Origin of the sequence: Parazoarcus communis (assembly GCF_003111645.1) — a bacterium.
Lineage (GTDB): Bacteria > Pseudomonadota > Gammaproteobacteria > Burkholderiales > Rhodocyclaceae > Parazoarcus > Parazoarcus communis_A.
In genome coordinates this window covers 3,789,832-3,816,400 of record NZ_CP022187.1, presented here as the reverse complement: position 1 = coordinate 3,816,400, position 26,569 = coordinate 3,789,832, and the positions used below count along the sequence as shown (strand labels likewise).

Here is a 26,569-nt window from a genome sequence, read left to right as displayed (position 1 = left end):
CGTGCGCAGCGATTGCGCCCGGCTACGCCTCAAACGCGTCCTCGCGATTCATGCGATGCGCCACCGTGATGACGACATTTCCCTTCTTGCGTCCGGTGTCCACGTAGCGGTGGGCCTCGGCTATCTGCTCGAAAGGATAGCGCCGATCAATAACCGGTTTGAATTCTCCCGCCTGAGCCAACCTCGCGAGAAAACGCAAATCTTCCGTACGCACAGAGACTGGGCCGGCAATGACCTTCTTGCTGCTCGTCATCGACACCCATGGAGCTCGAAGCATTTCGGGCAGCCCAGCCAATACCAAGAGAAGGCGTCCTCCTTCTTTCAACGAAGCCTTGCTGCGGGAGAATGGCGCCGTGCCGACGGTATCGACAATGACATCATAGGTCTCACCATTCTTCGTGAAATCCTCCTTGGTGTAGTCAATAACATGGCTGGCGCCCAGCGATCTGACCAACGCCATGTTCGCGGTGCTGCACACCCCGGTCACCTCTGCGCCGAAGTGCCTGGCAAGTTGTACCACAGCGGTGCCCACACCTCCGGAAGCACCATTGACCAGTATTTTTTCCCCGCTTTGAAGTTCGCCTCTGCGCAAGAAATCCAACGCCGTCGTTCCGCCAAAAGAAAGCGCGGCGGCTTCGTCGTAGGACAAGCTGGGCGGCTTGAGTACCACAGCGCCGTCTTCCGGCATGCATTTGTACTCGGCATGACACCCCATGGCGGCATCGCTGAACGCAAACACCTCGTCGCCGATCTTGAAATTCCTGACGTCCTTGCCGACCGACTCAACGATCCCGGCCAACTCCGACCCAAGTATGGGCTGTCTGGGTTTCGACACACCAAACACCAAACGCGTGATGAGCCCGAAGCCGGCAGGCACATTGAGGCTTCGCACCCTCCAGTCGGCTGATGTGACCGTGGTCGCATGAATCTTTATCAGGACTTCGTTGTTCTTGGGCGCGGGCTTTTCGACTTCCTTGAATTCAAGAACCTCGGGTGGCCCATATCGCTCATACACGACTGCTTTCATAGGCTGTCGCCCTCAATGGGTGCTTTGAGCAGAGGTCTTTCGCGTTATCCAACGTGGAAGTCACGGGCGCTGCGCGACTTTATCGCGCAGCGCCCGTGTGAACTGCCGGGTTGGGGATCGGTTGGCTTTTACAGCATTGGAATGAAGCCAGCTGCAATGAGGCGCTTTCCGTCAAATGCTGGCGGCTGACATTCGAATTGCATTCTTGGATCACTTACGAGTTTCTCCATGCCGATGTCTCGGGTTTGTTTGTCTGGCCACTCGACGAATGACATGACGACTGTCTCGCCCTTAAGAGCACCTGCGACCTGAGCAAACGAACCGTATTGTTTTGATTCAAGCCTTGCTTCTCGGGCGTGGTAGGTGGTTACGTCGGGGCCGCATTCGTCCAACCAGCACTCGACGACACGAATCGCCCCACACTCCAGCGCAACGCGCTCCGAGATGCGGGCAAGTTCCTCATAGGCGAAACGATTTTCTTTCGGAACCGGAGCGAGGTAACAATCAAAGTAGCTCAAGCGATGTTCTCCCCCTGTGCGCCCCAACGTAGAGGTGACCGGCGCTGCGCGGCTTCATCGCGCAACGTCCAGAGAGCGAAGCGAACGGGGTCGACCGCCGGGTTAGCCAGCGATTTCAATTGGATCGCCCCCGCCGACGAATTGCTTCCAACATTTTGCGTTCGATCTGTATACGGTCGGCGGCGTAGTGCGCCTTGCGATGACACAGAGGGCACACAGCAACGATATTGCCGCTCGAATCAGGGCCACGTTCGGATACGCCGACAACGTGATGCGTTTCGAGATACCTTTCGCCGGCTTCAGTTAGAAACCCAAGGTCGCCGCAGCATTCGCAGCGGCCGCCAGCGATTTGGAGAACCTTTGCGCGAACCTTTGGGTCACGTCGATACACATTGCCAGAGCGAACGCGAGTGACAGTCTTTTCTACGATGGCAGTGGAGCCCAGCCGAGGTCGGGAAAGAATATCGATGCCGGCAGCGTTAGCTGCGGCAACTGCTTCTGCGAATTCCGGGGCAATAGCTTGCAGTACCAGCGCTGCACTGTGTGCGCGATAGAACACGCTATTGATGGCCGCTGACTGAGTTGCGACGAGCGGCGGTACATCTGGCAACGTATAGAGACGGGCGACAGATAGCACACCAGAATTTTCGTCACCTGCGATTGCTAGGAGATGTGTAGCGCCGCGCTCCGCAGCGGCTTCACAAGCCACAGTAACAGCGCCCACCCCATCAGGAGAAACGGCGAGTTTTTTCCAGGGGAACCGAACAGCTTCGGCCATTTGGGGCCAGTGCGTGGCGCTCTTGATCCAGATGGAGCACGTTTCACCGTTTGGTGAAACGCAATTCACATAGCGTCGGCGCGCTTTCTTTCCACCGACATCAAACTCAAGCAACGAATAGCCATACGCCCCAAGAGCACGAGCCGCCGCAGCAAACAAGACGGCTTCGCGTTCGTGGTTTTGATGCTCGGGGACTTCGGAAAGGGAGGACATGGCTTCGCTGGCTAACGTAGAAGTGAGCGGCCTGCGCGGCTTTTCGCGCAGGCCCGCTCGACTGCCGGGTTAGTTTTCGTCTCTACGTTCTCTAGGAACGTAATTCCAATGTTGAGGTACATACAACGCTCCCATGATTGCGCCGAACTTCCCGATGCTAATTCGATCTTGTTGGGCAATCTCAACGATCCCCCAGTCGTAACGGGCCTCCGGCCTTGCGATATAGATGAACGATCCCTGCACCAGTTGGCGGGGCTTTTGATAGTAGTCCGTCAGCGTATAGCTGTATGTATCCGATGCATGGACGATGATGTCGCTTAGCCCATTCGCCCGACAGATTTGATACAAGAAGTCTTTGTCATCATTAGGGTCATCAACCCTGCGCCAGGACAAAACCATAGCGTGATTGTCTAGTGAATTTTCGAAGAACTGCGGAATGGTGTAATAAAGATCACGTCCCATCGCTAGATCACTCTTTCCATGTGTCCAACTTTCGAAATGAATCCGACGTAGGCATCGGCTTCCAAGTTTGAAAAAACGACCATGTGCAGTCGCAAACTAAACTTTGCAGAAAATTCGGTGGAAACCTCTTCCCAAAGAGCGGCTTGGTCTTTCACCTCTGAAATGGAGCTTGCGGGTGACTTGACGAGCAGGTCCACATCTGAAGTTTCTTCCCCAAATAGCGCACTGCCAAAGATGTAAGCTTCGTCGATTCTCAAGCCAAGTTGCTTAGCCGTTTCATTTAGCCATTGGCCGTATGTCGGAACCTTAATAGCACTCCTGTTAACTTTGGCGCAGTAGCCTAGAATCAGGTTTGAAAACTCTCGCGGGAACTGATTATCGCGATAGTCATAGTTTGGATTTTCACAATGGTGTGCGAAAGCTTCTATATGAGAAAGCATCTTCTCAACTATGGGCTGCTCTACAGCGCTGAGGCGCTTGACGGTCTTTAGTATGTTACGAATTTGTTCGTTATTCGGGCAGATTGTCTCTTGCCGTAGTTGTTGCCAAGAGCTTGGATCATTCCTAATTTCACCGGTTGCTCCAGCCGATGAATTTGGTCCGAAAGACAGGAAAATTCGCCGGTTCTCTTCCATGATTTTTCGAATATCCGAGGCTGCGGCGGCCAAATTCTTGTAGGTCTTTTTACCAAGCGGCGGCAAAAATTTCAGCTTATAGAAAAATAAACATGACAGAAGCACTAGCGCGATTCCAAGTGCACTAAGCGCTGCATCTGCCCCAGATGAAAGTTCTAGTTTGATGCGAGCTTCCGGCCGAATGATCTCGATACTGCCAGCAAGTTGAACTAGGCGCTGGTACCCGATCAATCCAAAACCAGCGATGAGGAGAGTCCACGTGAACTTCCATTCGAAGGCTGGATTCAGGATGCGATTCAATCGTTCAAGCAGAATCGATCGTAGGGATAGTTCGGTTGCCATAGCTCTCAAGAAAACTAACGCTTGGGCTCAGGGGCGCGCAGCGAAGCGGAGCGTCCCTTGGAGCCCATTGTTATGTTGAATATTGCTTGAGCACGGCAATAGCCTCGTGACCTTCTCTCTTTTCGGCAATTTCTAATGCCGTGCTGCCCCAGTAATTCTTCAGATTAGGATTTGCTCCTGCACTCAGCAGCCACCTTGCTATATCTGCCCGATTTTTCTTTACAGAAATATGAATTGGATAATCCTCGCAGGCATCTGGTTGATTGATGAAATCCGATATTTCTTGTGTATTCAATCCGGATAAATATGCTTTAATATTTTCAAGTGGGGAGCCATTACCCAAAAGCGTAACGAATTCTTCAATATCAAGGTTATGTGAAATTTGCTTTGCTGCCTCAGACAACTCAGAAAGGATACTCACGTCATCCTTTAACGACTGGATCCTAAGCTTTATGTACTCGGCGAGCTGCTTTTCTTTATTTCCACCTGCCTTCTCTAATGCTTTGAGCCATAGCCCATTGTTCCTTACGCCGCTATCCATCTCTTGAGCGACCATGGAATACAAAGCTTCATCAGTTTTGCGATGAGCAATGTTCATTTTCCTGAATTTTTCAAACATGGCCCTCGGTACCTTTATAAAACATAACGTTTGAGCTAACCGGGCCGTTGCGGTATGCGGCTAAAGGCCCAGAATGAAATGGTGGGCCCTTGGCCGCAAGCCGCAATGGGTCCGGTTGAGCGAGGGGTTAGCCCTCACTGGCGCTCTGTTCCGTGGGAAGGGAATAGTTCTTGATGTCCTTTATAGCTTCAAGCAGTCGAATCGTCGCGTGCGCATCCAGCGTGTCGTTGGTGTATCGAACCTCGTATAGACCTTGAAGGTTAGACGGAAGCTTGACTCCATCTCGAACCAGTAGGATGAACCGACGCCCGTAGAACGCCATTGCTGCACCGATCTCGATTAGCACGTTGGGATTCAAAAGCACGTGCTCAGTCCCGTCTTGATCGGTTACGGTGCGATCCGCGTCGACGTGGATGATTGCGGCGCCACAGGCGCGCATGTCGTCCATGACTTTCTCTGGAACGGGCTTAGAGACTGACTGGCGCTCTACAGATACGACCGGGACCAACTCTCCGAACTCCAGGAGACGTTTGATTGGATCCACGAGTTCGCGGCTCTTACCATGAGTGATGAACACCTTGCGGCGCCGCTCATCTTCCGCAATTGCCGAAGCCATGGCGCTTGATCGCGACAGCGTCGCCGCAACCGCGGGCGGTTGTTCGATCGATGTCGGCCGGAGCGGTTCGGGCTTGCGTTCGCGAGATGGCTGCTGGGCCGGAGGCAACTCAGGTTCGTCTTCAACTTCCGCCTCGTCCGCAGGTGCAGATTCGATCGCTCCGTTGCCGCTCAAACTGACGTATGACTTTCCGTTGATCGATTCAATGAAGCCGACCATACGCGCGCTACTGTCTATGCGCTCCAGCACCTCCTGTGCCTTGTCGCGAGGGACGCCGAGGTCCTCCAGGACGTTCAAGGCGATGTCTTCGCGGGGAAATGCGTGCCCATCGTAGTTGCGAAGAAACTCACCAAATACACGTGGTAAGAGGACCGCCTCTCTCTTGGCGGCAAGGTCAACACCTTCCGCCTTGGGTCGGAGAACGCGCCGAGCTAGCTCAGTGATAGAGATATTCGCCGCTTGTGCGCCACCTTCGATGAGTCCGAATGCGCTTGATGCCCCCGAGAGCAGCTTTAACTGGCGCCCCTTCGGATCGATGTTTAGCGCCTTTGCTACATAAAGTGGCGCTGTGGCCTTGCCCGCATAGTGGTCGACGATCGCTCGAGGAATTCTTAGCGCGTCGTCAAGTGAGGCACCCGGGACATCCGACTGCTTCAGATAGGTACGCTTCTCCGGAAGCACAGGAACCGCGCTGGGCCCCTTGACGGGCACTTTCTTCTTCGGAACCGACTTGGAGGTAGGCATGACGTCCTTTTTGTGAGGGCTAACGTGGAAATCACCGGACGGCAAAAGCGCAGCTTTTGACGATCCGGTGCATTGATTTGTTAGCCGGTGGCACGCTAGTGCTTTCTGTTTTTTCCGAGACCATAGGCACCGCCGGTGATTACACAAGAACGGTCAAACAAATCTTCACCGCGACAGGATTCGAAGCCCGACTTTTCGCGCCAGTATGCCTCTCGCTCTCGATCTGACTTAAAGAGATTCGTCGGCTCGGAAAGTCCAACAAGAGCGAGCATGTCGGGAGGTACAGGAGATTGATGCGCCGTGGCGAAGTGGCTTTTGATTTCGACAAGCTTAATGTTGCGCTTGCATTTCGTGCACTTGACCAACGTGGACATGAAGATGCGCCGGGCGTCGTTCACGACCTTGAAGTTTTCGTTCGCCGTAGATCGTAATTCCTTTTCCGGGCTGTGCGCGCGAGCAAAATGGCGGGCGAGATTGTGTTTTGCAACAAGTTCCCCGCACTTTGGGCAAGGCGTCATATCCGGCTTGGGTGTCTTCTCGGGCGAATTCATGGCTTTAGCTAACGTGTTGTAGACCGCAGATCTGCGGACTCATCTGGTGAGTTGCGGTATACCCAGTCCGACCTCGCAGCTGGAAGCGTTCGATGACATTGACGTTTCATGGCTATACTGTATTTATGAACAGCTATAAACAACCAGGAAAACCCCGCTCCAGTCGAAGCGAGGCACCGGCTCCACCGCTACAGGCAGTTCGCTTGCTTGATCAGGTTCGCGAAAGCATTCGGTATAAGCATTACAGCTATCGAACCGAACAGCAATATGTTTATTGGGTTCGTTTTTTTGTTCGCTTTCACGGTCTGCGCCACCCGCGCGAGATGGGAGCGCCTGAGGTGGAGCGCTTCCTGAGTTGGCTGGCGGTAGAGCGCAAGGTTGCGGTTTCGACGCACAAGCAGGCTTTATCTGCACTGATCTTCCTCTACCGTCAGGTACTGAACGTCGATCTGCCCTGGCTTGCCGAGTTCGAACGACCCAAGACACCAGTGCGCCTGCCTACTGTTTTGTCGCGCGAGGAGATGAGTCTGGTGCTGTCGGCGATGGAAGGGCCAATCGCCGACCTTGCCCGCTTGGTGTACGGCACCGGAATGCGTTTAATGGAGGCGCTTCGCCTGCGGGTAAAGGATGTCGACTTCCAACGCAGGATGATCGTCGTGCGTGAAGGGAAGGGAAACAAGGATCGGGGGGTGATGCTGCCCGACCGCTGCAGTGCGGCCTTGCACGAACAGTTGCGCAGAGCGCATCTGCTATGGGCTCAGGATCGAGCGGACGGCATACCGGGTGTGGAGATGTCCGAATCACTGGCGAGGAAGTACCCGCACGCGGCAGAATCCTGCCCGTGGTTCTGGGTGTGGCCATCGCCGACGCTATCGGTCGATCCGCGCTCGGGGCTTCGCAGGCGGCACCATCTTTACGAAGAGCGGCTGCAACTCGCTTTGCGCAAAGCGGTGAGTTTGGCCGGCATTGCCCGCCACGTGAGCGTGCACACCCTGAGGCACTCATTTGCCACACACTTGCTCGAAGGCGGCTACGACATTCGAACGGTGCAGGAACTGCTCGGCCACGCCGATGTTTCGACCACGATGATCTACACCCATGTGCTGAACAAGGGCGGCCGTGGGGTGACGAGTCCGCTGGACCAACTCTGACGACCTACGCAGCGGCGGAGAGTCGGCTGCCTGCACGCATTCGGGTGCTACCTTGGTCACACCCTGTCTTGGCGTATGGTGCTGACTATAAGCTCGCGGATACTTCCCGAAGACCTTAGGCATGCTACGCGCGGTCTTGTCGCCATCGGCGGCCGCACCCATTCAAGGATGCGGCCTCGCACCTCAAAGCAGCGGCGCCAGCCAGCGCTCCGCTTCCGTCAGGCTCATGCCGGTGCGCTTTGCCCAGTCGGCGACCTGGTCGGAGCCGATCTTGCTGATCGCGAAGTAGTGGCTTTCGGGGTGGGCGAAGTAGAAGCCGGATACGGCTGCCGCGGGGGTCATGGCCATGGACTCGGTGAGCCCCATGCCGGTGTTGGCAGGCACGTCGAGCAGCTGGAACACGGCCGCCTTGACGGTGTGATCCGGACACGCGGGGTAGCCGGGCGCGGGGCGGATGCCGCGGTATTGCTCCTTGACGAGCGCGGTGTTGTCCAGCGCTTCGTCCGGGGCGTAGCCCCAGTATTCCTTGCGCACACGTTCGTGCAGCCATTCGGCAGTGGCCTCGGCGAGACGGTCGGCCAGGCTCTTGAGCATGATGGCGCGGTAGTCGTCGTGGGCGGCCTCGAATTCGGCTAGCTTGTGCTCGATCCCCAGACCGGCCGTGACCGCGAAGGCGCCGCACCAGTCGCGCACGCCGCTGGCCTTGGGGGCGACAAAGTCGGCCAGACACCAGTGCGGCTTGCCGGCGGGACGTTCGTGCTGCTGGCGCAGGCCGAACCAGGTCATCATTGCTGCGTCGCGGGATTCGTCGGCATAGAGTTCGATGTCGTCGCCCACGCTGTTGGCGGGGAAAAGGCCGAACACGGCCCGCGCCTGCACCCACTGCCCGGCGATGATGTCTTCCAGCATGGCCTGGCCGTCGGCAAACACTTCGCGCGCGGTTTCGCCCACGATCTCGTCATCGAGAATCTTCGGGAAGCTGCCCGCCAGATCCCAGGTCTGGAAGAAGGGCGCCCAGTCGATGTAGTCGCGCAGTTCGGCCAGATCGACGTCGAGCGCCACCACGCCCAGCGTGTTGGGCTCGGCCGGCACATAGGCGGCGTCGGCCAGCGGGTTGAAGGCGTTGGCGCGCGCTGCCTCGAGGCTGACCAGTTGCACACCCTTCTTGTTGGCGTGCTGGGCGCGCAGCTTGTCGTAGTCGGCGGCGAGCTGAGACTTGAATTCGGCCGCACCGCCTTCGGACAGCAGCGCGGTGACCACGCCGACCGCGCGCGAGGCGTCGGGCACATAGACCACCGGCTGCTTATAGTGCGGCGCAATCTTGATGGCAGTGTGGGCGCGGCTGGTGGTGGCGCCACCGATGAGCAGCGGCACGTCGAAGCCTTGACGCTGCATTTCGGCAGCGACGTGGCTCATCTCTTCCAGCGACGGGGTGATGAGGCCGGACAGGCCGATGGCCTGCGCGCCGTGTTCGCGCGCGGCGTTGAGGATCTTCTCGGTCGGCACCATGACGCCGAGGTCGATTACTTCATAGCCATTGCAGCCGAGCACCACGCCGACGATGTTCTTGCCGATGTCGTGCACATCGCCCTTCACCGTGGCGATGACGATACGGCCCTTGCTTGTGGAGCCGGTGCGCAGCTTTTCCGCTTCGATGTAGGGGATGAGGTGGGCGACGGCCTGCTTCATGACGCGGGCGGATTTCACCACCTGCGGCAGGAACATCTTGCCCGCGCCGAAGAGGTCGCCAACCACGTCCATGCCGGCCATCAGCGGGCCTTCGATCACGGCCAGCGGCGGCTTGCCGGCGGCTTCGAGCTTGGCGCGCACTTCTTCAGTGTCGGCCACGACGAATTCGGTGATGCCCTTGACCAGCGCGTGCGACAGGCGCTTTTCGACATCCCACTCGCGCCAGGCGAGATCCGGCCCCTTGTCCTTGATCTGACCTTTGACCGACTGCGCGATCTCGACCAGCGCCTCGCCGGCACCGGGCTTGCGGTTGAGCACAACGTCCTCGACCGTTTCGCGCAGGGCGGGGTCGAGATCGTCGTACACACCGAGCATGCCGGCATTGACGATGCCCATCGTCAGACCGGCTTTGACCGCGTGGTAAAGGAAGACAGTGTGAATGGCCTCCCGCACCGGGTCGTTGCCGCGGAAGGAGAAGGACACGTTGGAGACGCCGCCCGAGGTCTTGGCGTGCGGCAGGTTCTGCTTGATCCAGGCCACGCTCTGGATGAAGTCGACCGCGTAGTTGTCGTGCTCTTCGATACCGGTGGCGATGGCGAAGATGTTGGGGTCGAAGACGATGTCTTCCGGCGGGAAGCCGATGCCCGTGAGCAGCTTGTAGGCGCGTTCGCAGATCTCGATCTTGCGCGCGTAGGTGTCGGCCTGGCCCTTCTCGTCGAAGGCCATCACGATCACGGCGGCGCCGTAACGGCGCGCCAGCTTGGCCTGGCGCAGGAAGCTCTCCTCGCCCTCCTTCATCGAGATGGAGTTGACCACGCCCTTGCCCTGGATGCACTTCAGGCCAGCTTCGATCACGTCCCACTTGGACGAGTCGAGCATGATGGGCACGCGCGAGATGTCCGGCTCGGTGGCGATGAGCTTGAGGAAGCGCTCCATGGCGGCCATCGAATCGAGCATGGCTTCGTCCATGTTGATGTCGATGATCTGGGCGCCGTTCTCCACCTGCTGGCGTGCAACCGCGAGCGCGTCGTCGAAGCGGCCTTCGAGGATCATGCGGGCGAAGGCCTTGGAGCCAGTCACGTTGGTGCGCTCGCCGACGTTCACGAACAGGCTGTCGGCGCTGACGTTGAAGGGCTCGAGGCCCGACAGCCGCATCTTCTTCTCGATTTCGGGCACGACGCGCGGCGGCAGCTTGGCCACGGCCTGCGCAATGGCAGCGATGTGCGCAGGCGTGGTGCCGCAGCAGCCGCCGAGGATGTTCACCAGCCCCGACTGTGCCCACTCGACCACCGCGGTGGCGAGCTGCTCGGGGGTTTCGTCGTAACCGGTGGGCGCGAGCGGGTTGGGCAGGCCGGCGTTGGGGTGGGCGGAGACGAAGGTGTCGCACACCGTGGACAGCTCATCGACGTAGGCGCGCAACTCCTTGGCGCCGAGCGCACAGTTCAGCCCGAAGGAAATCGGCCGCGCATGGGCGAGCGAGTTCCAGAAAGCCTCGGCGGTCTGGCCCGACAGGGTGCGGCCGGAGGCGTCGGTAATGGTGCCGGAGATCATCACCGGCAGACGGCGGCCGAGGTCGTCGAACAGTTTTTCGATGGCGAAGACCGCGGCCTTGGCGTTGAGCGTGTCGAAGATGGTCTCGATCAGCAGCAGGTCGGCGCCGCCTTCCATCTGCCCTTTGGCCGCGTCGTAGTAGTCGTCGACCAGCGCGTCGAAGCTGATGTTGCGGTAGCCGGGGTCGTTGACGTCGGGCGAGATTGACAGCGTGCGCGAGGTCGGCCCCAGCACGCCGGCACAGTAACGCGGCTTGGCCGGGTTCTTCGCGGTAAATTCATCGCACAGTTCGCGCACCAGGCGGGCGCTGGCGACGTTGATCTCGTAGGCCAGGTCGGCAAGGCCGTATTCCGCCTGCGACACCTTGGTGGCGTTGAAGGAGCAGGTCTCGATGATGTCGGCGCCGGCATCGAGATAGGCGCGGTGGATTTCGCTGACCACGTCCGGGCGGGTGAGCACCAGCAGGTCGTTGTTGCCCTTGAGGTCGCGCGGATGGTCGAGGAAGCGCGTGCCGCGGTAATCCGCCTCGCCCAGCTTGTATTGCTGGATCATGGTGCCCATGGCGCCATCCAGAATCAGGATGCGTTGGGCGAGTTGCTGGCGAATTTCGTCGGAGCGGTCGGCTTGCATGGTTCTACCTCGATCTGCGGTTAATGCACAGCGGGTAGCACGGCCAAAAATAAACGGCGCGGCAAACCCGGCTGATTGGTTTGCGAGCGCCGTTGTTCAGTTGCCAAGCCTGGCCCGGCTAGATTCCGGGTCGCAACGCTCCTTGGCAAGACGCGGATTTTACGGGGATTTTGCCGCTGCTGTCGAGCCGCAAATCAGTCCCCTCGCCCACTGACCGGCACCGTCGACATCAACTGCGCACCGCAACTTGTGCGGTGCCCGTCAAAAGCCACCGGCCTTCCGTCCAGCAACACGTCCGGATCTCCCTCGGCAATCACGCAGTTGCCATGCCCCTTGCGCGGACACACACAGCGGTCGCCAAGCACCGCCACCGTGCGCCCCATGACCACCGATCTCGCGCCAGTACTCACCACCCGGCCGCCGTGAGTGGTCGGGTCTCCCAAACGGATGACCCCTCTCATGTGCGCCTACCTCCACTCATTCAGAGAACCCCTGCATGTATCGCCCCCAGTCCACATCACGCCGCAGCCCCCACCACGGCAGATAGGTGTTTTCCACACCGCGGGCACGGAACCAGTCTTTGGATGGGTCGATCTCACGGGCGCGGGCGGGTGGTGTCACGACGACGGCCGCCGCCGTGTCTTTCTCCGCCGTGCCTGCCACCAGCACCGGCGTGCCTTTGTGATGTGCGTAGGCAATGGCCAGGGCGACGTTGGTTAGCGCCGTGCCGGCACCGGTGTCGCCCATCAGCGCGGTGTTGTTGAAGCCCTGTTTGAGGATGTCGAATTCGGGCAAGGGTTCGCCCAGGGCCTGGCCCAGGGTTGCGAGCCGCTTGCCCGCAACATCGCTCGCCTTGCCTGCATCGTGAATGAGGTAACCGATCTCGGTGAGCGGACGACCGGCGTTGCTGGCCGCCGCCTCCATCGCAGACCGCCATGCTTGCACCAACCGGGGCTGACCGGGCTGGATCTCGAAGTCTTCCGCGCGTCGCGTGACCGGACGGCCGATCCAGGCAAGGGGCTCGCGTTCGGTGTCGAAGTTCGGGCCAGCCAGGATCAGCAGCGCGAAATTCTCGCTCATCTGCTTGTCAAGCGGAAACTCGGGCACATCCCAGTTCATCGCCCAGACGGATTCACCTGGATGCGACTCGAGGTAGTCCAGCGCAGCGGAAAGCGATGTAAAGCCTACGTTCGAGCGGCCTGCTGAAACTCGAACATCCGCCGGGTTATTACGCATGGAGATTGAAGAATGCCCGCCGAGCTCGAAGTTCAACTTGATGACCTCGCGCAGGATGCTCACGACAGGAGTCGGTTCCAAGTCTGGGCGATCAGGAACACCGAGTTCAACATGGATACCCGCCAGTTCCCGCCAGTTCTGCGGGGATTCGGGCTTGATCGTGTAGAAATACGTGGGATTGGTGAGATACCGATAGCTAAAAGTGGAAACAAGCTTCTCGCTATACTTCCGAAAGAGACGCCCGAAGTTTTTTTCACCCCCAGTACCTGCCCAGATGGACGCAATGGGCTGTACGGTTTGATACCTCTCCGGCTCTTCTTTCGCGTCAAGATCATTTTCATTTGATGACGCCAGCCCTAGCGTCCACAGCAAGTTCCACTGCATTGGGTAGTCCATCCAAACCAGTGGATTTAGCCATTGAACACCTACAACCTGAGCGCGGAAGGGCTGACTAGGAGCTTGAACACCTTCAAGCACCATTCGCAAAGAGTTTGGCCCATGCGTCGAGCAGCCGGCAAGATGGAGAAGCACAACGAAGATCATCGCAAGCATTCCCATCCGCTCTATCACCAGATCCCGCACAACCGAGGGTGCAAACGCCGTCCGACGAACGCTATCGACAGTACTCATTCCGAAAACCCCTGAATATATTGAGACCAATCCACATCCCGCCTCATCCCCCACCACGGCAGGCCGGTGTTGACCTCATCCCGCGCGCGGAACCAGTCTTTGCTGGGGTCGAACGCGCGGGCGCGAGCCGGTGGCGTCACGATAACGGCTGCCGCCGTGTCCTTCTCCGCCGTGCCCGCCACCAGCACCGGGGTACCTTTGTGATGTGCGTAGGCAATGGCCAGGGCGACGTTGGTTAGCGCCGTGCCGGCACCGGTGTCACCCATCAGCGCGGTGTTGTTGAAGCCTTGTTTGAGGATGTCGAATTCGGGCAAGGGCTCGCCCAGAGCCTGGCCCACTGCCGCGAGCCGCTTGCCCGCAACATCGCTCGCCTTGCCTGCATCGTGAATGAGGTATCCGATCTCGGTGAGAGGACGACCGGCGTTGCTCGCCGCCGCTTTCATCGCGGACCGCCATGCTTGAACCAACCGGGGCTGACCGGCTTGGATCTCGAAGTCTTCCGCGTTTCGCGTGACTGGACGGCCGATCCAGGCCAGGGGTTCGCGTTCGGTGTCGAAGTTCGGGCCAGCGAGAATCAGTAGTACATAGTTCTCGCTCATCCTCCCGGCAGCGGGGTACTCAGGCACATCCCAGTTCATTGCCCAGACGGATTCACCTGGATGCGACTCAAGGTAGTCGAGCGCAGCGGAAAGCGATGTGAAGCCTACGTTCGAGTGGCCTGCCGAGACGCGAACATCGGGCGGGGTGCTGCGACTGGAGCGTGACGCTGATCCGCCAATCTCGAAGAAGGCTGTGATCACATACCGCAGGACGCCCGCGGCATCGTCCAGCCCTAGGTCAGGACGATCGGGGACACCTAGTTCAACATGGACGCCCGCCAACTCCCGCCAGTTACGTGAGGATTCGGGCTCGACCGTGTAGAAATACTTGGAGTTCCAGACGTATCGCTCACCAAAAGGACGAACAAGCCTCTGGCTATACTGCAGAAAAACACGCTCGAAGCTTTTTCTGCCCCCAATATTTGAAACAATGGAGGAAATGGGTTGTACCGTCGTGAATGACTCAGGCTCGGTCCTCACCATATCGTCATCCTTGTTCGGTGAAGCCAGACCCAAGGTCCAGAGCAACTGCCATTCGATGGGGTAGTCACGACGAACCAGTGGGTTCAGCCATTGAACGCCCACAACCTGTGCGCGAAAGGGCTGGATTGCCGCATCAGCGCGCTCGAGCACGAGACCCGAGGGCTTCGGCCCGTTCATCGAACATCCGGCAAGACCGAGAAACACGGCGCAGATCGCCCCAAGCATTCCCATCCGCTGCGTCACCAGCCCCCGCATCACCGCGGGCGCGACCACCGTCCGACGAATCCTCTCGACAGTACTCATTCCGAAAACCCCTGCATAAGTTGCGACCAGTCCACATCACGCCTCAGCCCCCACCACGGCAGATAGGCGTTGCGCTCACCCCGCGCGCGGAACCAGTCCTTGGCGGGATCGAACACGCGGGCGCGGGCGGGTGGCGTGACGACAACAGCCGCAGCGGTATCTGCCTCCGTCGTCCCCGCCACCAGCACCGGCGTGCCCTTGTGGTGTGCGTACGCGATGGCCAGTGCGACATTGGTCAGCGCCGTGCCGGCACCCGTGTCGCCCATCAGCGCGGTGTTGTTGAAGCCTTGTTTGAGGATGTCGAATTCGGGCAACGGTTCGCCCAGCGCCTGCCCCAGGGTTGCGATTCGCTTGCCCGCGGCGTCGCTCGCCTTGCCTGCATCGTGGATCAGGTAGCCGACATCGGTGAGTGGCCGACCGGCGTTGCTGGCGGCCTCGTCGATTGCTGCCCGCCACGCCTGTACCAGTCGGGGCTGACCGGACTGGACCTCGAAGTCCGTCGCGTTGCGCGTTGCGGGGCGGCCGATCCAGGCAAGGGGCTCGCGCTCGGTGTCGAAGTTCTGGCCTGCGAGGATCAAAATCGCAATGTTTTCGCTCATGCGTTCGTCGCGGGGGTGCTCTGGCGCATCCCAGGTCATAGCCCAGACGGTTTCACTTGGGTGAGACTGGAGATAGTCGAGCGCGGCAGAAAGGGAAGTAAAACCAATGTTTGAGTTGCCTGCCGAGACACGAACATCGGGCGGAGTACTGCGGCTGGAGATGGAGGGTCGCCCGCCGATTCCGAACTGGGAAATGATGGCCTTCTGAACAATTTCCTTTGCTGCCTCAGCGTTCAGGTCGGGCCGGTCTGGCAAGGCAATTTCGACATGAATTCCCGCCAACTCCCTCCACTGCTTCTGTGACTTTGGCTGGACGGTGTAAAAGTAATTTGGATTACTCGCATATCGATTTCTGAACGGGCGAAAGATCCCGTCTGTATAGGAGAAAAAGAAATCTTCAATAGTCTTATCCTTAAAGATGTTTGACACAATTGAAGCGACGGGTTGAACCGTCCGATATTTCTCTGGGTTTGCCTTCACCTGAACATCATTTTTATTTGATGACGCCACGCCTAGGGTCCAAAGCAAATTCCACTGCGTTGGGTAGTCGTTCCACACCAGCGGATTCATCCACTGAACACCGACGACCTGAGCGCGAAATGGTTGCGTTGCCGCATCAACACTTTCAAGAGTGCTTCCCGAGGCCTTCGTAGCGTTCGTAGAGCAGGCGGCGAGACTAAGAAGCGCAACGCAGATGGTCGCAAGCATTCCCAATCGCTGTATCACACGACCCCGCAATACCGAGGGTGCGAACGCCGTTCGATGAATTCTGGCGACGGCACTCATTCCGAATACCCCTGCCTGTAGCGCGACCAATCTACATCCCGCCTCAACCCCCACCACGGCAGATAGGCATTGCGCTCACCGCGCGCACGGAACCAGTCTTTGGCGGGGTCGAACACGCGAGCGCGGGCGGGTGGCGTGACGACAACAGCCGCAGCGGTATCTGCCTCCGCCGTCCCGGCCACCAGCACCGACGTGCCCTTGTGGTGTGCGTAGGCGATGGCCAGCGCGACATTGGTCAGTGCGGTGCCAGCACCGGTATCTCCCATCAACGCGGTGTTGTTGAAGCCTTGTTTGAGGATGTCGAATTCGGGCAACGGTTCGCCCAGCGCCTGACCCAGGGTTGCGATTCGCTTGCCGGCGGCGTCGCTCGCCTTGCCTGCATCGTGGATCAGGTAGCCGACATCGGTGAGTGGCCGACCGGCGTTGCTGGCGGCCTCGTCGATTGCTGCCCGCCACGCCTGTACCAGTCGGGGCTGACCGGACTGGACTTCGAAGTCCTTCGCGTTGCGTGTTGCGGGGCGGCCGATCCAGGCAAGGGGCTCGCGCTCGGTGTCGTAGTTCGGGCCGGCGAGGATCAATAGTGCGAAGTTCTCGCTCATGCGCTCGTCGAGCGGGAGTTCGGGGACATCCCAGTTCATCGCCCAAACGCTCTCATTGGGATGAGACGCAAGGTAGGTGAGCGCTGCGTCAAGCGTAGTGAAACCCACATTAGGCCCGCCTGATGAAACGCGGACTTCGGGCGGAGTGTTGCGACTGGAAACGGACGGCGCGCCACCAATACTGAAGAGAGAAATAATGACGTCCCGCACGACCCCCTCCGCGTCCTTCGGCTTGAGGTCTTGACGGTCTGGCAGACCTAGCTCGACATGAATGCCCGCCAACTCCCGCCATTTCTTCGGGGACTCGGGCTGAACCGTATAGAAATAGGTCGCGTTACTGGCGTACCGGTTGCGAAAGGGACGAACAATCTCCTCGGTATATTGCAGAAAGACACTGCGGAAGCTCTTCCTGCCACCAATATTTGAGACAATCGAAACGACAGGTTGAACTGTCCGATATTTCTGTGGGTTTGCTTTCACTTGAACGTCACCGATATTTGATGATGCCAAGCCTAAGGTCCAAAGCAAGTTCCAATGTGTTGAGTAATCGTTCCACACAAGCGGATTCATCCACTGAACGCCCACAACCTGGGCACGAAAGGGGTGGTCAGGCACCGAAGAGCCTGCAGTCGCCGCGGCAACCGGTTTCGGTCCGCCGAACGAACACCCCGTGACTAACAGAGACGTTACGCCGGTCAACACAAACGAAAGCCCCCATCGCCTCACCAGGTCGCGGCCCCGGACAACTTCACCTGCCGCTTGATGGATGGCCTCTCTCACAGTCATTCCGAAAACCCCTGCATATAGAGCGACCAGTCCACATCCCGCCTCAGCCCCCACCACGGCAGATAGGCGTTGCGCTCACCCCGCGCACGGAACCAGTCTTTGGAGGGGTCGAACACACGGGCGCGGGCGGGGGGCGTTACAACGACAGCCGCAGCCGTATCTGGCTCGGCAGTGCCGGCCACCAGCACCGGCGTGCCCTTGTGATGTGCGTAGGCGATGGCCAGCGCGACATTGGTCAGAGCCGTGCCGGCACCGGTATTTCCCATCAGCGCAGTGTTGTTGAAGCCTTGTTTGAGGATGTCGAATTCGGGCAGCGGCTCGCCCAGCGCCTGACCCAGGGTTGCGAGCCGCTTGCCGGCGGCGTCGCTCGCCATGCCTGCATCGTGGATCAGGTAGCCGACATCGGTCAGTGGCCGGCCGGCGTTGTAGGCGGCCTCGTCGATTGCTGCCCGCCACGCCTGTACCAGTCGGGGCTGACCGGACTGGACTTCGAAGTCCTTCGCGTTGCGTGTTGCGGGGCGGCCGATCCAGGCGAGAGGCTCGCGCTCGGTGTCGAAGTTCGGGCCGGCGAGGATCAGTAGCGTGAAGTTCTCGCTCATGCGCTCGTCGAGCGGGAATTCGGGCGCATCCCAGTTCATTGCCCACACCGACTCGGTCGGATGCGACTCAAGATAGTCGAGCGCAGCAGAGAGGGACGTGAAACCCGCGTTTGCGTTTCCTGCCGTGATCCGAACATCGGGAGGCGTACTTCGACTGGATATCGTGGGTCGCCCGCCGATTCCGAACTGGGAAATGATGGCCTTCTGAACAATCTCCTTTGCTGCCTCAGCGTTCAGGTCGGGCCGGTCTGGCAAGGCAATTTCGACATGAATGCCCGCCAACTCTCTCCACAGCTTCTGTGACTTTGGCTGGACGGTATAAAAGTAATTTGGATTACTCGCATATCGATTTCTGAACGGGCGAAAGATCCCGTCTATATAGGAGAAAAAGAAATCTTCAATAGTCTTATCCTTAAAGATGTTTGACACGATTGAAGCGACGGGTTGAACAGAGGTGAATTTCTGGGGCTTGGTTTGGATCTTGTAGTCACCCTTGTTCGGTGACGCCAAACTTAAAGTCCAGAGCAACTGCCATTCGGTGGGATAGTCACGGCGAACCAGAGGGTTCATCCATTGAACGCCTACGACCTGAGCGCGAAATGGTTGCACTGCCGCTTCAGCGCTCTCATGCATGGCCGCCGGCGCCGTCGGCCCATTGGTCGAACAGCCGGCCAGGTAAAAGAACGTGGTTGCAACGAGTACAGGAATCGTAAGCAGGCGCACAAGAATCTCCAATGCAGAATATTGAGAGAAAGAAACCGTTCCGTAATTGAGCTCAATGTGTTGCGCGCCCCAAGTGACTAGAACAAGGCAAGAAATGAAAACTATAAGACTCAGCGCGATCCTTTTCATCGGCTGAGCCAGCTTCATGCCCATCATCTGCGTGACTCCAATGGGTCATATCTCGAGTGAGCACGTTCATCGATAATCTTTTCAGATCTCCGGGCCTCACCCTGCTCTGCCCATCGCTCAATCGAGTCTCCGTTCATACTGCCATCGAGAAAATACTCAGATAGTTCGTAACTCGCATGACCGCGCTTCAGCGTTGACGCGTAGCGCCAGTCGGCCTCAATACGAAGCTCCATCCAGTCATTGTTGACCAGCCGACACACCCCCACCGCCAAGTCATAGGCCAGCGCCTTCTCCGCATGCATCGGGTGAGTCATGGTGGTGGAGTGATCGGTGGCGTTCTGATCAATTGTTTCCGTCAGGAACTGACTGATCTTTTCGGAGCGCCACTTGCGATAGTCGTCTGACACCTCATTCGATTGGCCAGCGGCGGGATTGGCCTCACCGGGCACGTAGCCATCGGATCTAGCCTGGCCCTCTCGCCTGGCGTCCATGCGCAGTCGGGCACGGTGCGCGTAGCGCAACTCGGCTTCGGTCTGCTCGGACCCACGGGGCACTACCTTCGCCTGTCCGTTTTCGTCGAGAGGCGCAGAGAAGCGATCGTAAGGGTCGTCCGGACTGAGGGGCGCCTTGGATGAATTGCGTGCAGCAGCTTCGGGATCGTGTTCTTCGTCAAAGGCATCCGAGTCCTCACCGTAACGCCGCGATTGTGGGATGAATGGTTCCGGCAGCGGGGGCGCTTCTACGGGGATTGTCCATGGACGGGGTGGATCGGCATTGATGGGCGCGTCTGCCATGCTGGTTACAAGCCATGCCAGTGGGGCACCCGCCACGGTGCCGACTTTGCCGGCCACGCTCTGGCTTGATCTAAGCCCGGATTCAACGGAGTAGCGGGCGGTCTTGGAGGCGGGAAACCAGAACCCGGCACCGGACGCGTTGCGTTCGGCGTTGAGCTCCTTTCGATGTCCCCAATAGTCGTAGGTGCCCAGCTCACCCACCTGCCAACCCTGTGCAAACACCCGCTGGCTGAACACGCCGGCTCCGCCGGTCTGCGCAATCTGTTCACTGCTCAACCCCAGCCAGCCGATGCCTTTGACGGTACTCGCCGAGATGACCTGGTCGTGGGGGTTGCAGTAGAGGGTAACCCGACCGTAGGTATTGCCGTTCAGCCCATAGCAGGCGAGGTCCGTCTCGGCGGTGAAGCCCGCGCTACCGTCCTGAGGTGTCTCGTTGGCCATGGACCGATCGATGGTCTCGGGTGACTGCTTGCAGGTCTGACGGCTGCGGATGATATCGAAGAAGGACTTGAGTGTCTGGACGCGTGCGTTGCCGGTCTGGCGTCCGGACTCCCCCTTGGCGTTGCGAGTGTAGCGCTGACTCCAGTCGTCGAGCCCGTTGAATGCTTCGAGACTGTAAGGAGGGTTGGCCAGCACGTAGGTGTCAGCCACCGCCCCCGTCGATTCACCCAGAAACGCCGCCGCCATGCCGATCATGTTGCCCTGGCTGTGGCAGACCACCGTGACCGGGCAATCCGGTTGCTTTCTGCGGATCGAGGCGATGAGCTTGGTCAGACGCAATGCTGCATGCACGTAGTAGGCACGATGCGGACAGCTATAGGCATCGCGCCCCGGCACCGGATTGAGGTGTTGCGCCGTGATCCAGAAGAAAAGCCGGTCGTACAGCCCCTCGCTCCACAGGTCGGCGAGCGAAGTGCAGCCGTTGGCAAACGGCCCGCCGCCCCAGTAGTCATGCTCGTTGAGCCAGACCTTGTCGCCCCATTCCTTGACCGATTCCATGTCGGCCTTGTAGCCCCACCGGAAACGGATGACCGGGGAGTAGTGTGGTTCGGGAGCGATGAATGTCTTGTCATTCACTTCGGGATCCAGGAAACCATCGGGCATGAGTTCCTCGGCGTAGCGCACCGGCGTGAGTTCCCCAGCCTCAACCCCGTCGTATTTCATCTGCGCGCTGTTTCGCGCAAGACGGTTGTTAAGCCCCTTGCACAGCCCCTCTTCCGCAGCGTCAAACCACTCGCCATCGGAGTTCACACCGTGAACGAAGATGACAACACCCGGCAGCGGCAACTGCGTCAGAAACTCACGGACCGATTGGTCAGGCAGTGTGATGCACTCACCAATGCAAAGCGGGAAGCGGGTATCGGACAGGACTGATGTGGGTGGATGGAAACTCATGAGCGCCGGCGCTCAACTCGGATCGGAAGGGAAAAAGCGGGTGACCAGGCGTTCGAAGCTGCTGCCATTGACGGTGGCGGTGCGCCCCTGGCTGTCGGTTGTGCCTTTGAGGATCGAGCCATCCGGTCGCTCGATCTCGAAGTGCTGCCCCTCCACCGGCGCGCCGTCGGTTGGGCGGACCAGGACGGGGGTGCGGCCAAGGTCTTCGGCGCCGAAGCGTGGGAGATCACTGGACATCGACGCCGGGCCGGACCAGTCGTGACTGGCGGCACGCACGCGCACGGTGCCGGGCGCGCCGATCTCGACATTTCCGCCGGCGAGCCTGATGTAGGCACCACCCGCCACAGAAAACAGGATTTCGTCTGCCGCCATGCCGTGCAGCTGACCGCCGCTGGCTGCGAGCTTGAGATCCTTCGCTGCGCTGATCCGGGTGTCGTCGTGCTGCGACTGCAACTGCAGTTTGCCCTGGTGCGCAATAAGCTTGATGCCGCCCGACTGCGCGAACAGCGACATGCCCTGCCCTGCGTTGAGCGTGGTGCGCTCGCCGCTGGCGAACTGCAGGTGCTGGAGCGCGACGGTGTCGACGGTGCTGCCTGCATGGGTGATAACGCTGCGGGGCGAACTGACATGCACACCCGCCGGCGCCGTGACCGCGATCAGTGGCGAACCGCCCCCCGTGCCGCCGGTCGCGGTATTGGAGCCGTTTTCCCACTGCTTGAAGTCGTCGTTCAGCTTTGCGTGCGGGCCGGGCTCGCTTGCCCCGGCCTCGTGACGTTGCGCATAGTCGCCAAGCTGACGGAACAGCTGCAGGCATTCGTCCATCAGGCTTGCGGTTTCTTCGCGCGAGAGCTGGGCACCGCTCGCACGCAGGCGGCCAAACGCCGTGAGCAACAGCCCCTTGGCACCTCGCACTGAACCCGCGGCGTCGGAGCGAAGTTCGAAGCCTTCGCCACGCGGTTCGGCCTGGCCCTCGGCGCGCGGCGTGCACAGCCAGCCCTGGTTGAGTTGCGTGCTCGCGTGTTCGGACGAGAGCTTGGTGCGGAGTTGTCCGCCCGTATCGTCAAACAGCAGTTCGCCATACCCGCGCCCGCCGCCGAACTCCCGTGTCTGGATGCCCGACAAGGCGTGATTGGCGGGCAGGCTGCCTTCACCGGAGAAGCGAGGTGGCATGTGGCGCCCGTTATGGACGGCACCGATGACCATGGGACGGTCGATGTCACCTTCGATGAAGTCGACCAGCACCTCCTGCCCCACCCGTGGCAGGGTCTGCATGCCCCAGCCGCTGCCGGACAGCGCGTTGGCGACCCGCAGGCGGCAGGTGTTGCGCTGCTCGCGATCCCAGTGAAACTGCACCAGTACCCGGCCATACTCGTCGACGTCGATCTCGCGCCCCTCGGCGCCGACTACCTGGGCTGTCTGCAATCCGCGCGCGACGGGTTTCGCGTGATGTGTGCTGTCGAACGCGGGGCGCCACACGACCGACTGACGCATCGCGGTAAAGCGGTTGCGGTAACCCGGTTCGAGCCCGCGCACGGCAGGCTCGCCGGCGAAATCGGACGGAAGGTTGTTGCAGGCGTCGTGATCGACCGACAGCAGCAGATAGCAGCGCGCATCCTTCGACCCGGCATCGGCATCGTCGAAATGGCCGTCCAGCTCGGTTGCCGTACCTGGGGCAAAAGACCTGACCGAGCCGGCCCCGTCGAAGACCTTCGCCTGCGCTTCGAACGCCTCGATACGCAATCGCGCATAACGCTCGAGATCGGCTGCCCCCGCGCCGTAGTACTGCGATTGCGGTGCGAAATCCTCAAGCGTGGAGGCCACTGCGCTTGCGGCACCGTGCTGGTGGGTGGTCGGCACAGTTGCTGCGAGCACCCGTGTGTCCTTGTACTCCCAGCTCGTCATCGCGGTGGCACCCGGGACGATGGCGCGCGCGCTCGTCCAGCGATCGATCGCCCCCTCTTCGCCCATGGTATCGGCCGCATGAAAGCGGGTGAGCGCCTGTGGGTTCATCGGCAAGGACGACGAGTCGTCGAAAAAGACGAGGATCGTAGTACCGACGGGCATGTCTTCAGGCGATGGATGCTCGAAGCGGTAGCCGATGCCTTCCTCGGCACAGAGCCGTTCGATGAACGCAAGCGGAGACTCGGCATACAGTGCGGTGTAACTGCGAGCGGGATAGGTATTGAGCAGATCGAAACGCCACTGGAGATCGGCAATACCGGCCTGCCAGCGCGAAAGCTCGGCGTCGATGATGTCGGGCACGCTGCGTTCGAGGTGAATCCACGCGGTACGCGCGACATCAAGCAAGGCAAATGCGGGGCGCAAGGTGAGGCGATAACGGCGCCGCCCGCCATCGGCGTCACCCGGTGCGACCGCGGTCACGATGCCGTTGAACCAGCGTGCTGCGCCAAAGCCCACGCCCTCGCTCAGGCGCACGCTGGCCCGGCGCCCCAGCAGCGCCTTGGCCTCGATGTTCGCATTCAGGGCCAGACAGTCCAGATCAAATGCAGGACATTCGGAGAGCGCCTCGCGGCCGCGCAGACGCTGCACGACAAGCTGGTCGCCGGCCGGGTCGCCGTCATCGAGTTGCAGGGAAAGCAGGCGTGCGTGATCCGAATAGGGAAACAGCGCAGCAAGCACACCCGACAGCGAGGAGGTCATGGCCGAAAACTACCGATGGCATTCGTTCGAGCCGATTGTAACAAAGGCGAAGCGGCCGGCAAACCCATTTTGCATATATGCAGACGTGCGTCTGCCGGTTGTATGCGGCGGCAGAATCAGGCGGTGCGGCGGGCGGTCAGCGCTTGAGTGGCGGCAGGGGGGGCGGGAGGCGCCGGCGCGGTGGCGGAAAGCCGCGATAGAACGGGTCGGCGAAGGGATAGCCGAAGGGCCGCACGCCCCACGGGGCGAATACACCGTACTCGGGTGGATACACATAGGACTGGCTGGTGCGCAACACCTTGCCATCCATGAAATGCACATTGAACAGCGTGGCGATGCCCGGGCCGTAGTTGCGGATGTTCCAGTCCCAGACGGTTTCGCCCGACAGCGGGAAGGTCTGCTCCGAGCGATGCTGACCGAGCAGGCGCGAAACCTCGTCCGGACTCATGCCCTTGCGCACACGCGCCAGGTTGTCGTCGCTCAGCGCATCCCATTGGCGCAACACGATGCCGCCCGGATCCACCTGAATCATCAAACAACTGTACCCATAGGGCTGGGTGGCGTATTCCAGCGTGGTTGTGGTGTCGTCGTTCTGCCAGCGCCGGCTCGGCTCGCCGCGCGCCGCCAGCGCCTCCGCCTCGGTCGTGAACGGACGTGGCGGCTCGAACGCCGCGCAGCCCGCCAGAAACACCATGCCGACCAGCAGCAGGGCACGAACCGCTTTGCGCACGATGGAGGACAGCCCGGAGTCCATGGCGTCAGCGCTTGGGTTTGGAATAGCGCCCGGTCTCGACGACCCGGCCTTCGTTATTGAAGGAAACGGTGAAATAGGCCGCTTCATTGACGGTGGTGCTGCGCTCCATGAGCCACTCCCAGACGGTGTGCTGTTTCAGCTGGAAGAACTGGCTGGATGCCGGCCTGCCCAGCATCCGTCGAACGTCGTCGCCAGTCATGCCACGCTCGATGCGGGCAAAGGTCTGCTCGTTGATGCGCTGATCGATCTCACGCAGGATGCTGTCGGTGCCGATGGTGATCATGTAGCACTCCGCCCCTTCCGGCTGACGCGAGTACTCCCAGGTCACCGAACCATCGTCGTTATGCCACTCCTGCTGCGGCGGGCCAAAGCGCTCGCGCACCTCGGCCGCGGTGGAAACACCGGGCTTGAGTTCGCGCACGTTCAGATAGTCACAGGCAGTAATACCGAGACTTGCCAGCAACGCACACAGCATCGACAAAAAGCGCTTCATCCGTCCTCCCCGATCGTGCCCCAAGTTTGGGCATGGGCTAGAATCAATGTTCCCGGTGCGTTTTGCAACGCCCGGACAGTGTCGATTTGCAACACTTCGGAGAATACCAATATGAAGCATACCCTTCTCGTCCTCGCGCTGGCCGGCCTCGGCATGGGTGCCGCGCAAGCACAGACAGTGGTCAAGATCGGTCACGCCGGGCCGCTGACCGGCCCGATCGCTCACATCGGCAAGGATGGCGAGTTTGGTGCGCGCCTTGCCGTGGAAGATGCCAACGCCAAGGGCATCATGATTGGCGGCAAGAAGGTCACGTTCGAACTGGTCAGTGAAGATGACCAGGCCGACCCCCGTACTGCCACCACCGTGGCGCAACGCCTGACCGACAATGACGTCAAGGGCGTGGTTGGCCATGTTACCTCCGGCGCCTCGATTCCGGCTTCCCGCGTCTATGAGCAGGCCGGCGTGCCGGTGATCACGCCTTCGTCGACCAGCCCGAAGCTGACCCAGCAAGGCTACAAGGTCACCTTCCGCGTGATCGCCAACGACCTGCAGCAGGGCGCCGCAATGGCCCGCTACGCATCCGAGATCCTCAAGGCGAAGAAGGTCGCGATCATCGATGACCGCACCGCCTATGGTCAGGGCCTGGCCGACGCCTTCACCGAAAGCCTCAAGAAGTACGGCATCGAGGTAGTCGGGCGCGAGTTCACCACGGACAAGTCCACCGACTTCATGGCCATTCTTACCAAGATCAAGGGCAAGACGCCTGACGCCGTGTTCTATGGCGGCATGGACGCCCAGGGCGCACCGATGCTGCGCCAGATGCGCCAGCTCGGCATGGAAGCCAGGTACCTCGGTGGCGACGGTGTGTGCACCAGCGAGATGCTCAAGCTCGCCGGCGATGCCATGGCCGACAACGTGTATTGCAGCCAGGCCGGTATTCCGCTGGAGCAGATGCCCGGTGGCGCCGACTTCCTGAAGCGCTTCAAGGCCCGCTTCAACACCGACGTCCAGCTTTACGCGCCGTACAGCTACGACGCGGCGATGGCCATGATCGAAGCCATGAAGACGGCCGGTTCGAGCGACCCCGCAAAGTACCTTCCCGCACTGCAGAAGACCGCATTCAAGGGTGTAACCGGCGACATCGCCTTCGACAAGAACGGCGACATCAAGGACGGCGGTGTCAGCATGTACCGCTTCCAGGGCGGGAAGTGGGAAGCGCTCAAGTAAGCAGGCGAAACCCGGTGCACCTTTCCGGTGCATCGGGCGCACATGACGGAGACACAACGGGGCGCACAGGCGTCCCGTTGTGTCTCCGTCACCCATATATCTTCAAAGTGCAGACATCACTCCAGCGCGGCATGAGGGTTATCCACAATATGGCATGAATTGTGCGACGCACCAGCACCAGATCGGCTCCGCTACGCCCCAGAACCACGCTAAACAGCCATTCGCCATCGGTCATCCTGGCTTATGA

Annotated in this window: 21 protein-coding genes and 1 riboswitch; of the genes, 2 read left to right on the top strand and 19 right to left on the bottom strand. The window is 60.0% G+C overall.

What is annotated here, in order from left to right:
* Positions 1-22: 22 nt before the first annotated feature.
* The 8 genes from CEW83_RS17385 to CEW83_RS21135 all read right to left on the bottom strand — a co-directional run bounded on the left by CEW83_RS17385 (position 23) and on the right by CEW83_RS21135 (position 6,505).
* Positions 23-1,027, bottom strand: coding sequence for an NAD(P)-dependent alcohol dehydrogenase (locus tag CEW83_RS17385; RefSeq protein WP_108950470.1), 1,005 nt, complete (start codon positions 1,025-1,027; stop codon positions 23-25).
* Between the two features lie 128 nt (positions 1,028-1,155).
* Positions 1,156-1,545, bottom strand: a complete 390-nt coding sequence (locus tag CEW83_RS17380) for a DUF1428 domain-containing protein (RefSeq protein ID WP_108950469.1) — start codon at positions 1,543-1,545, stop codon at positions 1,156-1,158.
* A 115-nt stretch (positions 1,546-1,660) separates the two neighbouring features.
* Complete coding sequence (locus CEW83_RS17375) at positions 1,661-2,536, bottom strand: HNH endonuclease (RefSeq protein WP_108950468.1); 876 nt, start codon at positions 2,534-2,536, stop codon at positions 1,661-1,663.
* Positions 2,537-2,605: 69 nt separating this feature from the next.
* Positions 2,606-2,998 (bottom strand): hypothetical protein, encoded by a 393-nt coding sequence (locus CEW83_RS17370; protein ID WP_108950467.1) that lies wholly within the window; start codon positions 2,996-2,998, stop codon positions 2,606-2,608.
* Between the two features lie 2 nt (positions 2,999-3,000).
* Entirely contained in the window at positions 3,001-3,975 is a 975-nt protein-coding gene (locus tag CEW83_RS17365; RefSeq protein ID WP_108950466.1) for a hypothetical protein, read from the bottom strand.
* Positions 3,976-4,045: 70 nt separating this feature from the next.
* A complete protein-coding gene (locus CEW83_RS17360) occupies positions 4,046-4,594 on the bottom strand; it encodes an ankyrin repeat domain-containing protein (RefSeq protein ID WP_108950465.1) in 549 nt (182 codons plus the stop codon).
* 127 nt (positions 4,595-4,721) lie between these two features.
* Entirely contained in the window at positions 4,722-5,954 is a 1,233-nt protein-coding gene (locus CEW83_RS17355) for a TIR domain-containing protein (protein WP_108950464.1), read from the bottom strand.
* A 95-nt stretch (positions 5,955-6,049) separates the two neighbouring features.
* Positions 6,050-6,505: a hypothetical protein gene (locus CEW83_RS21135; protein WP_159099486.1), complete on the bottom strand. Its 456-nt coding sequence runs from the start codon at positions 6,503-6,505 to the stop codon at positions 6,050-6,052.
* A gap of 125 nt (positions 6,506-6,630) precedes the next feature.
* Here CEW83_RS21135 and CEW83_RS17345 point away from each other — a divergent pair, with 125 nt between their 5' ends.
* Positions 6,631-7,656, top strand: a complete 1,026-nt coding sequence (locus tag CEW83_RS17345) for an integron integrase (RefSeq protein WP_108950462.1) — start codon at positions 6,631-6,633, stop codon at positions 7,654-7,656.
* A 183-nt stretch (positions 7,657-7,839) separates the two neighbouring features.
* Here the strand turns inward: CEW83_RS17345 and metH are convergent, their stop codons facing one another.
* The 11 genes from metH to bamE form a co-directional block, all read right to left on the bottom strand.
* Complete coding sequence (gene metH / locus CEW83_RS17340; protein ID WP_108950461.1) at positions 7,840-11,526, bottom strand: methionine synthase; 3,687 nt, start codon at positions 11,524-11,526, stop codon at positions 7,840-7,842.
* A 77-nt stretch (positions 11,527-11,603) separates the two neighbouring features.
* Positions 11,604-11,676, bottom strand: a riboswitch (S-adenosyl-L-homocysteine riboswitch).
* Between the two features lie 44 nt (positions 11,677-11,720).
* Positions 11,721-11,987, bottom strand: a complete 267-nt coding sequence (locus CEW83_RS17335) for a PAAR domain-containing protein (protein ID WP_108950460.1) — start codon at positions 11,985-11,987, stop codon at positions 11,721-11,723.
* A gap of 16 nt (positions 11,988-12,003) precedes the next feature.
* Positions 12,004-13,392, bottom strand: a complete 1,389-nt coding sequence (locus CEW83_RS21130) for a hypothetical protein (RefSeq protein ID WP_159099485.1) — start codon at positions 13,390-13,392, stop codon at positions 12,004-12,006.
* On the bottom strand, positions 13,389-14,777 hold the full coding sequence (locus CEW83_RS17320) for a hypothetical protein (protein WP_108950457.1): 1,389 nt from the start codon (positions 14,775-14,777) through the stop codon (positions 13,389-13,391). Before CEW83_RS17320 ends, CEW83_RS21130 begins: the two co-directional genes overlap by 4 nt.
* Positions 14,774-16,084 carry a hypothetical protein gene (locus CEW83_RS17315; protein ID WP_108950456.1) on the bottom strand — a complete coding sequence of 437 codons (1,311 nt, stop codon included), beginning with the start codon at positions 16,082-16,084 and terminating at the stop codon, positions 14,774-14,776. The genes CEW83_RS17320 and CEW83_RS17315 overlap by 4 nt, the downstream gene beginning before the upstream one ends.
* Positions 16,085-16,158: 74 nt before the next feature.
* Positions 16,159-16,800, bottom strand: a complete 642-nt coding sequence (locus CEW83_RS17310; RefSeq protein WP_108950455.1) for a hypothetical protein — start codon at positions 16,798-16,800, stop codon at positions 16,159-16,161.
* A gap of 743 nt (positions 16,801-17,543) precedes the next feature.
* Entirely contained in the window at positions 17,544-19,025 is a 1,482-nt protein-coding gene (locus tag CEW83_RS17305) for a hypothetical protein (RefSeq protein ID WP_234418885.1), read from the bottom strand.
* Positions 19,022-21,187, bottom strand: coding sequence for a hypothetical protein (locus tag CEW83_RS17300; RefSeq protein WP_108950454.1), 2,166 nt, complete (start codon positions 21,185-21,187; stop codon positions 19,022-19,024). The genes CEW83_RS17305 and CEW83_RS17300 overlap by 4 nt, the downstream gene beginning before the upstream one ends.
* A gap of 12 nt (positions 21,188-21,199) precedes the next feature.
* The gene (locus CEW83_RS17295) at positions 21,200-23,848 is read right to left on the bottom strand and encodes a type VI secretion system Vgr family protein (protein WP_108950453.1); all 2,649 of its coding nucleotides are present in this window, start codon (positions 23,846-23,848) and stop codon (positions 21,200-21,202) included.
* Between the two features lie 136 nt (positions 23,849-23,984).
* Positions 23,985-24,602 (bottom strand): hypothetical protein, encoded by a 618-nt coding sequence (locus CEW83_RS17290; protein ID WP_108950452.1) that lies wholly within the window; start codon positions 24,600-24,602, stop codon positions 23,985-23,987.
* A gap of 4 nt (positions 24,603-24,606) precedes the next feature.
* Positions 24,607-25,095, bottom strand: a complete 489-nt coding sequence (bamE, locus tag CEW83_RS17285; RefSeq protein ID WP_108950451.1) for an outer membrane protein assembly factor BamE domain-containing protein — start codon at positions 25,093-25,095, stop codon at positions 24,607-24,609.
* 111 nt (positions 25,096-25,206) lie between these two features.
* On the opposite strand from bamE, the gene CEW83_RS17280 reads away from it, so the two are divergent.
* A complete protein-coding gene (locus tag CEW83_RS17280) occupies positions 25,207-26,322 on the top strand; it encodes a branched-chain amino acid ABC transporter substrate-binding protein (protein WP_108950450.1) in 1,116 nt (371 codons plus the stop codon).
* Positions 26,323-26,569: the final 247 nt, after the last annotated feature.